General features: G+C 34.5%; 11 protein-coding genes and 1 rRNA gene. 6 read left to right on the top strand and 6 right to left on the bottom strand.

Going from position 1 to position 8,977, the window contains the following annotated elements:
- The 6 genes from rrf to I6E24_RS14190 all read left to right on the top strand — a co-directional run.
- Positions 1–85 (top strand): 5S ribosomal RNA (rrf, locus tag I6E24_RS14215); the annotation flags it as partial.
- Between the two features lie 99 nt (positions 86–184).
- Positions 185–616 (top strand): GNAT family N-acetyltransferase, encoded by a 432-nt coding sequence (locus I6E24_RS14210; protein WP_235329199.1) that lies wholly within the window; start codon positions 185–187, stop codon positions 614–616.
- A 16-nt stretch (positions 617–632) separates the two neighbouring features.
- Positions 633–1,580: an acyltransferase family protein gene (locus I6E24_RS14205; protein ID WP_235329198.1), complete on the top strand. Its 948-nt coding sequence runs from the start codon at positions 633–635 to the stop codon at positions 1,578–1,580.
- A gap of 110 nt (positions 1,581–1,690) precedes the next feature.
- Positions 1,691–2,374: a hypothetical protein gene (locus I6E24_RS14200; RefSeq protein ID WP_235329197.1), complete on the top strand. Its 684-nt coding sequence runs from the start codon at positions 1,691–1,693 to the stop codon at positions 2,372–2,374.
- A gap of 70 nt (positions 2,375–2,444) precedes the next feature.
- Complete coding sequence (locus I6E24_RS14195; RefSeq protein ID WP_235329196.1) at positions 2,445–3,014, top strand: cob(I)yrinic acid a,c-diamide adenosyltransferase; 570 nt, start codon at positions 2,445–2,447, stop codon at positions 3,012–3,014.
- Positions 3,015–3,076: 62 nt separating this feature from the next.
- Complete coding sequence (locus I6E24_RS14190) at positions 3,077–3,298, top strand: DUF2795 domain-containing protein (protein ID WP_002558131.1); 222 nt, start codon at positions 3,077–3,079, stop codon at positions 3,296–3,298.
- A 725-nt stretch (positions 3,299–4,023) separates the two neighbouring features.
- On the opposite strand, the gene der is transcribed toward I6E24_RS14190, so the two are convergent.
- The 6 genes from der to trxA form a co-directional block, all read right to left on the bottom strand.
- Positions 4,024–5,337: a ribosome biogenesis GTPase Der gene (der, locus tag I6E24_RS14185; RefSeq protein ID WP_235329195.1), complete on the bottom strand. Its 1,314-nt coding sequence runs from the start codon at positions 5,335–5,337 to the stop codon at positions 4,024–4,026.
- A gap of 34 nt (positions 5,338–5,371) precedes the next feature.
- Complete coding sequence (gene era, locus I6E24_RS14180) at positions 5,372–6,253, bottom strand: GTPase Era (protein WP_235329194.1); 882 nt, start codon at positions 6,251–6,253, stop codon at positions 5,372–5,374.
- Between the two features lie 80 nt (positions 6,254–6,333).
- On the bottom strand, positions 6,334–7,335 hold the full coding sequence (locus I6E24_RS14175; RefSeq protein WP_235329193.1) for a beta-ketoacyl-ACP synthase III: 1,002 nt from the start codon (positions 7,333–7,335) through the stop codon (positions 6,334–6,336).
- 106 nt (positions 7,336–7,441) lie between these two features.
- Positions 7,442–7,627, bottom strand: a complete 186-nt coding sequence (rpmF, locus tag I6E24_RS14170) for a 50S ribosomal protein L32 (protein WP_007559879.1) — start codon at positions 7,625–7,627, stop codon at positions 7,442–7,444.
- A 16-nt stretch (positions 7,628–7,643) separates the two neighbouring features.
- A complete protein-coding gene (locus tag I6E24_RS14165) occupies positions 7,644–8,207 on the bottom strand; it encodes a YceD family protein (RefSeq protein ID WP_235329192.1) in 564 nt (187 codons plus the stop codon).
- Positions 8,208–8,383: 176 nt separating this feature from the next.
- Positions 8,384–8,794 (bottom strand): thioredoxin, encoded by a 411-nt coding sequence (gene trxA, locus I6E24_RS14160; protein ID WP_394800410.1) that lies wholly within the window; start codon positions 8,792–8,794, stop codon positions 8,384–8,386.
- Positions 8,795–8,977 lie beyond the last annotated feature (183 nt).

The raw sequence follows: 8,977 nt of genomic DNA, 5'->3' as shown, positions 1-8,977 counted from the left end.
CACCTCTTCCCATTCCGAACAGAGAAGTTAAGCTTCGTCACGCCGATGGTACTGCTAATTGTGGGAGAGTAGGTAGTCGCCGTTTTAGAGAGAAAGATCCCCGAGGTAGAGATACTTCGGGGATTTTTGCGTTTATACAAATATATTACTATATTTATACTTTGAAAAATATAATATTGAAAATATGATTACAGTAATAAAGGTTGAAGAATCGAAGAAAGAGTATATTGATGCTATCAATTTACTCCTTAATCAGCTCTCTTCCGAAAAAATATATTTTAATGATCAGGAACTCTTGAATATTATCAGCAGTGATTCAAGTTCATTATATTTAATGTATCTGAAGGATGTAATAATAGGTATGTTTACTTTGTGTGCTTGTTTGTCTCCTACCGGACTTAAGTATTGGCTTGAAGATGTTGTAATAGATGAAAAATATAGAGGACAGTCGTTTGGTAAGGAACTTGTGAAGGCTGCTATTGGACAAGTGGCACTTAAAGGTAAATCAAAATTAATGTTGACATCCCGTCCTGAACGCCTTGTTGCAAATAACCTTTATAAGTCATTGGGATTTAAGCCTAGAAATACAAATGTATATAGGATGGATTTTAAATAGTATATAACTTCTCATTATGGTAAAACGGGTAGACGAGATAGATTTCTTGAAATGTATATTTATCTTATTAATGATAAGCTTTCACCTTGTTTATATAGGTGATACTTATCCTTATGCAAAACAAGTGGTTTATACATTCCATATTCCGGCTTTTTTTATGATTTCAGGGTATGTAATGAAAGTAGACAAACCGGTGATAGGATTCATGAAAAACGTATTATGGCTGTTGGTTCCATATCTGATTATGGAAAGCTCATATATATTAATGGCTTCCTTTTTACCCATCAGAGAGCATATACCTAATCTTTCTTTTGAAGTGTTTCTGGAAAAATTATTGTTTAAACCTATCGGTCCTTACTGGTATCTTCATTCATTGATAATATGCTCCATTGTATATTTTATGTCTTTCATAAGATATAAAGACAGTGGTACTTTAGTTTCAAGGCTTGTGATAGCTTCTGTTACTCTAGGTTTCATTTCTTTATATTGGGGTATCATTTCTCTTTCCAGCATATTATATTTTTTACTGGGAGTTTGTATTCGACAGTCGTCTACTGAATTTTTGTCCTTTTTCAAATCATCGTGGTTGGCAATAGCTGGCTTTGCAGTTATGATAATGTTTCCTGAGAATCTTGACCGGTTTACTTTAGGTGGATTATTGATAACATATCTTGCTGTATCGTCGTTGCTGGCATTATACAGTATTTTACCACGTTTTTTGGCTGTATTCTTTAATTATATAGGAAGACATACATTGGTATTATTATTGTTCTCACCGATATTTACAGCTTTGGTAAAACCATTAGTAGGTTTTTTGTCTTTTGAACAAACAGGAATGTTGTTTATTCTAGTGGCTTTGATAATTAATGTTGCGGGCTGTTTCGGGATAGGATTGCTGATGGATTATTTGGGAATATCAAGCTTTGTTTTCGGAAAGAAGAAGATTATGCAGTCAGTAAAATGATTATGATTGACTATTAATATGTATTTTACTTGTTATTTATAATACGTATTCATATTTTTGTATTGTTGAAAATACATATCGGATACAAATTATTTGTAATATTAATCCTGATGAATAAGACTATATTAAGAGGATGGAATTGGTGTAGAAGATTTCGTAAACGTTGTGGCTATGGAGTACATTCTCCATCCGATTTTTTCTTTATAACTTTTGTAATATATGAGAAACTTCCGTTTTATGCATATTCTTCGTTGCATCATCAGCGAAGATTAGTTGCTCATTTGCCTGGTCATCGTGAAAAAGTGGACAAGCTTTTTTTCAGATTGATTAACTATATCCGACCATTAAAAGTTTTTGAGTTTGGAACCGGTTCCGGTATGACAACTCGGTATATGCAGGAGGCAAACTCAGAAATGAAAGTATATACTTTTACTGACGCTATTAACTCACAGGTTGAGAGACTTTTTTCTTCAAAACAACATCTGCATTATAGTTGCTGTAATCGTGATGAATACATAGATTTAATTAAAGAGTCAAAAGATATCAGTCCTAAACTTTTTCATATAGCGCATACCGATAATTATAGAGAATTGTTTGAGGAAATAATACAATATGTTTCTGGAGCTGACTGTATGATTGTTTCATACCCTTATGCCGATAAGTGTAAAGAGGATTGGTGGAAGAATATAATAAATGATGATAGGACAGGTGTAACTTTTGATTTATATGATTTAGGTATCATCTTCTTTGACGAAAAGCGAGTTAAGGAAAACCGCATTGTCAATTTTCTATAAATGTTATATGTATGCAAAACATTTGTTTTTTATGATTGGTTTAATTTAGAAATAAAAGGTTTTAGATACCATGAAAAAAAGTTTGATTTATACGAAGACCGGAGATGCCGGAACAACTTCTCTGGTGGGAGGAATACGAGTTTCAAAAACACATGCCCGACTTGAAGCATACGGGAGTGTAGATGAACTTAACTCGTTTATAGGTATGCTTGTTTCTTCTATGGAAAAGTCTGGGATAAGAGATTTTTTGCTATACATACAGCATAAGCTTTTTGCTGTTGGGTCATATCTGGCTACTGATGTAAGTAAGACTGACCTGAATATGGCTTCATGCATTACTGAAGAGGATATATCAAGGATTGAAAATGAGATTGATATTATGGATTCGGAATTACCGTCGTTAAAGGGTTTTATATTGCCGGGGGGATGCATGCAAGCTTCGGTTGCTCATATATGCAGAACTGTTTGCCGCCGATGTGAAAGGAGAATTCTTGAATTGGAGGAGAATGGCGTATGTGAAATAGATGTCAGATGTAAATCTTTTGTAAATAGATTGTCAGATTATTTCTTTGTTTTGTCAAGAAAGTTAAATCTTTTGTCAGAAAAAGAAGAAATTTATTGGGATAAGAGTTGCAAATGAATTTTTTTGTTATACATTTGTGCCTCAAATAATAAGTAAAACTTTTAAATAATAGATATACTATGTATTGGACATTAGAATTGGCCTCAAAATTGGAAGATGCTCCATGGCCAGCAACAAAAGATGAGCTTATTGACTATGCAATGCGCTCAGGTGCACCTCTTGAGGTGATTGAAAATCTTCAGGAAATGGAAGATGAAGGTGAGATATATGAAAGTATCGAAGATATTTGGCCAGATTATCCTAGTAAGGAAGATTTCTTCTTCAACGAAGAAGAATATTAATACCCTACAGATAGGTTAAATAATTTAATATCAACGCGATAAACAAAGATGATTTGTTTGTCGCGTTGGAATTTTATTGTTGGACTACCTCTATGTTTGTTTCTTCCTTTCATGGATTAGATAACATGCTACCCATAATTAAAATTGATAAAATATATTCCTGTCCGATAAAATTGATAAAATAATACCTCTAGGCCATTGTATATTTAAAGGTTGAGTTTTATTTTGTTATTCTAAGCCCTACCAAACAATAGACAGTTGATAATCTTCTTTCTGATTCAAGTCTAAAATAGTTTCATAATTCTTTTTCGGATGATTGAAAAGACTGTAGAAATCCGCATAATGATAAGTGTAATTTTCATTATGGATACAAGGCTAGAGAAACTTCAGAAACCTGTCAGTTTCTTTTTTATTACCATTGGTCCAGACAGTATCTCTATTTTTACGCTTGTATGAATGCCATATCTTATGTGAGAAAACAAAACGCATGATAACAACCAATAGAGTATAACAATGGGACATATCCAGCTATTGAATACTTCATATAGTCTTCACCACCATGTTTATGGCTTGGCGACAAAATCTGACAAAAATGGGCTGACCTCGCAAATGAAGTCAGCCCAATCTTTATGATTTTGCAAAATTTTTATCGGACAGCAATGAATATTCACATGTTACATACTATGGGTTCTGTAATTTCCAATTGTGATATTTGTCGTTCAATATTATTTCTGTCGTACAAAAATGTTTATTGGAGTACCGCACAATTTCCATCTCTCTCTCATCTTGTTTTCCAGAAAACGTTTGTATGGTTCTTTTACATACTGAGGCAGATTTGCAAAGAACACAAACGAAGGAATCTGTGTATTAGGTAACTGCGTAATATATTTTATCTTAATATATTTCCCTTTATTTGATGGTGGTGGATATGCTTCTATAAGAGGCAACAGCTCTTCATTAAGACGTGCAGTAGGTATCCTGGTTGTTTTAGCTGAATATACTTCTTTGGCAGCTTCAAGAACTTTAAGGATTCGCTGCTTGGTTAATGCAGAAGCAAATATTATAGGGAAATCAGTAAAAGGAGCAAATCTGTTGCGGATAGCATCCTCATAATTTTTCATTACTTTTACTGTTTTGTCTTCAACCAAATCCCATTTATTAACTACTACCACCAGACCCTTTTGGTTTCTCTGAATCAGACTGAAAATATTTAAGTCCTGTCCTTCTATACCTCTGGTTGCATCAAGCATAAGTATACATACATCAGAATTCTCTATTGCACGAATAGAGCGTACAACAGAATAATATTCCAAATCTTCGTTGATTTTATTCTTTTTTCTTATACCTGCGGTGTCAACCAAATAAAAGTCATAACCGAACTTGTTATATCTGGTATAAATGGAATCACGGGTAGTGCCGGCTATTTCTGTTACAATGTTTCTTTCTTCTCCTATGAAAGCATTTACAATAGAAGATTTACCGGCATTAGGTCTACCGACAACAGCAAATCTAGGTATATCTTCTTCGAAAATTTCATCTGCTTCTTTTTGGAACTTTGATACTATCAGATCCAGAAGATCTCCTGTTCCACTTCCACTAAGAGCTGAGATACAATAAGGATCGCCAAGTCCTAATGAATAGAACTCTGCTGCATTATATTGTAAATCATTATTGTCTGTTTTGTTTGCAACCATTATCACAGGCTTCTTGGAACGTCTCAAAATATTTGATACTTCCATATCCAAGTCTGTAACTCCATTCATAACATCCACCACAAACAATATAACGTCGGCTTCATCCATTGCCAACAGTACCTGTTTGCGGATTTCCTCTTCAAAAATATCGTCTGAATTAACAACCCATCCTCCAGTGTCTACAACAGAGAATTCTTTTCCCAACCACTCTGATTTACCATACTGACGGTCGCGGGTTGTTCCAGCCTGTTCATTAACTATTGCCTGACGGGTCTTTGTCAGACGATTAAACAGCGTTGACTTTCCTACATTAGGACGTCCTACGATAGCAACTAAATTTCCCATAATTTTATTTGTTTACGGCTATCCCAGCCGGTGATTAATCTAATTGATAACCAAAATTCCTTAACTCCTTGTCCGAACTTCTCCAGTCTTTATCTACTTTGACAAATGTTTCAAGATAGATTGATTTTCCAAAGAAGTGTTCCAGTGTCTTTCGTGCCTCAGTGGCTACTTTTTTAAGAGCTTTACCTTGCTTTCCTATTATTATGCCTTTCTGTGACTCACGCTCAACAAAAATAACTGCATTAATATGAATACAATTATCCTCTTCTTTGAATTTTTCAACTACAACCTCGACAGAATAAGGAATTTCTTTATCATAATACAAAAGAATTTTTTCTCTTATTATCTCGGTTACGAAAAAACGGGCAGGTTTATCAGTCCACTGGTCTTTTCCAAAGTATGGCGGTGAATCCGGAAGTAATTCCTTTATTCTTTTCATTACCACATCAACATTGAATTTTGCAATGGCAGAAATAGGTATAATTTCTGCGTTAGGTAACATCTCATGCCAATCTTCAACCAGTTTAACCAACAAATCCTGATTTATCAGATCGATTTTGTTTATTAATAGTATGACCGGAACATTTAAATTACGCACTTTTTCCATAAAGTCGGTATTCTTATCCGGTTTCTCTACTGTATCCGTTACATATAGCAAGACATCTGCATCTACCAATGCTGATTGAGAGAAATTAAGCATTGACTCCTGTAACTTATAATTAGGTTTCAACACACCAGGGGTATCAGAAAACACAATCTGCATGTCATCTGTATTTAATATTCCCATTATACGATGGCGTGTTGTTTGGGCCTTGAACGTTGCTATAGATATCCTTTCGCCTACCAGCAAGTTCATCAATGTAGATTTACCTACATTGGGATTTCCGACAATATTAACAAAACCAGCTTTGTGCATAATTAATTTATATCAAAAGACAAAAAAACGCATCTGTTCGGGATGCGTTTTTTGTATATTTGTTTCTGTACTATCAAATATTACTTATTTCCGTCATAACCCCACTTAACATAAGCTGCTCCCCATGTAAATCCGGCACCGAATGCAGTGAAGATTATGTTATCTCCTTTTTTAAGCTGTTTCTCGTAATCCCATAAACACAAAGGCAATGTACCTGCACTTGTATTACCAAAATGCTGAATATTTACCATAACCTTCTCCATAGGAACACTCAGTCTTGATGCTACTGCATCAATTATTCTCAAATTAGCCTGATGAGGAACAATCCAGTCAATATTGTCTTTATCAAGACCATTTCTTATTGCTATTTGTTCTGTTACGTCAGACATGTTAGATACAGCATATTTAAATACAGTTCTTCCTTCCTGATACAAATAATGCATCTTGTTGTCTATGGTAAAATATGAAGGTGGGCATACAGAGCCACCGGCTTTCATGTGAAGGAAAGGAAGTCCTTTGCCGTCGGTTCTCAATATTGAATCCATGATACCATAGTCTTCGGTTGTTGCTTCTACCATGCAGGCTGCAGCACCATCTCCAAAGATAGGGCATGTGGCACGGTCGGAGTAATTAACCATTGAAGACATTTTATCGGCTCCAACTATTATAATCTTCTTATGTCTTCCCGATTGAATCATGCTTGCTGCAGTTTCCATTGCATACAAAAAACCACTACAAGCAGCCTGCATATCAAAAGCATATGCATTCTTTAGTCCTAATTTATCACATAAAATAGACGCTGTAGAAGGGAAGTGATAGTCAGGAGTTGTTGTTGCTACTATAACGCAATCTATAGAATCTGGGTCAGAATTTGTCTTCTGCATCAGCTGTTTGGCAGCCTTACGTGCCATATATGATGTTCCCAAACCTTCTTCATTAAGAATGCGTCTTTCTTTCACACCGATACGAGTCATTATCCACTCGTCATTAGTGTCGACCATTCTTGATAATTCTTCGTTAGTAAGAACATAATCAGGAACGTATCCACCAACACCTGTTATTACCGCATTAATTTTTTCCATCTTTTCAAATTTTAGTTTGAATCCTAAAAATAAAGCCGAAGAGCCGAAGCCCTCCGGCTTTATTTTTCAAGAACATAAACTGTTCATGAAAAAGTTCTACTCTAGATTATAGAGCAGCTTCTTTTTCAATAGCTAATTTACCTCTGTAGTAGCCACAAGCTCCACAAACTGTGTGATACACATGCCACTCACCGCAATTTGGGCAAATAGCTAAAGTAGGAGCAACTGCTTTATCATGAGTTCTTCTCTTAGCAGTTCTCGTTTTTGATTGTCTTCTTTTAGGATGTGCCATTTTACTAAAACTTTATTTAATTATTATTTAATATTTTCTTTAATGCATTCCATCGAGGATCTGTTTCCTGTAATTTGTCATCATTACTTTCAGATTCATCATCCTCAGGATAGTCTGCGTCTTCTTTGTCATATCTTATGAAGTTGCTCAATGCTTCTTGCATTTCTTCATTACATTTTCCTTCTTCATGCACTATTCTGCAAGGTAGACTAAGATATGCAAATTCATATATGTTCCAGGCTACATTAATATAACCTTCTGATTCAGGTATTGTTATGATTTCATCATCATCGGAAAATTCATTTCCCAGCTTTACTTTCAATGTGTTATCTGTATCAACATCGATTTCAACCTCGTCAAGACATCTATCACATATTCCAACTACATATCCTTCAATATGAAAGCTTAAATTGAATGCTCCTATTTCCTTTTTTACGGTTATGGTGACATCCAATTCGCCTTTCTGAATATCTGTAGCATCAATTAACTTAAAGAATTCATCGTCAATCTTATAAGTGTAAGTTGTCGACGTTTCTCTTAAATTCTTCAAGTCTATATTATATAACTCTATCCTTTCCAAATCTGAATACTATATAAATCGGGCGACAAAGTTACAAAAAATAATTCATTAATTCTAATATTTGCGTTCTTTATTTTGTCAAAAAAAATAAGATTGCCATTAATGAAAGTCTAGACTATATGTATTTATTACAAACTAAATGATGGGGTTCTAATTGCAATGTCAGAAGTCTTAAATTACTTTTTCCCTAATAAGAAATCGTCAATGGCACGCTTTAAACTTTCTTTCGGCAATGCTCCTTGGGCTATTTGAGGATCCCCGTTTGTTGGAATAAAAAGTAAAGTGGGAATGCTGCTGATACCAAAAGCTGCCGATAACTCTCTTTCTTTATCTGTATCTATTTTGTAAATAACTATTTTACCAGCATATTCTTTTGCCAATTCTTCTAATATAGGTGCTATTGCCTTACATGGGCCGCACCATGTTGCATAAAAGTCTACAATTGCAGGTTTTTCACCTTCGTAGACCCATTTGTCTGGATTCTTTTCGTAATTATATACTTTTTCCATGAATTCCTTTTTTGTAAGGTGTCTCACGGGAGATTCTTTATCTTGTGCTAATACTCCTTGCCCCAGGAATATATTCATAAATAATATTACCAATGTGAAAAATAAATTCTTTCTCATAGCCTACATTTAACTTTATAAGTAACTATTCAAAATTAATTTTATACATATGAGTAATTCACAAATAAGTTCGTACCTACAGATGCCAGTGCCCTGTTTGTACAATAGAAAAGCGAGTCCTTAGTATTGTAATCAGCAGGTCTT

The organism is Bacteroides caecigallinarum, assembly GCF_021530995.1.
Taxonomy (GTDB): domain Bacteria; phylum Bacteroidota; class Bacteroidia; order Bacteroidales; family Bacteroidaceae; genus Phocaeicola; species Phocaeicola faecigallinarum.
The sequence above is the reverse complement of the archived record's forward strand: the minus strand, read 5'-3'. Positions and strand labels throughout refer to the sequence as shown.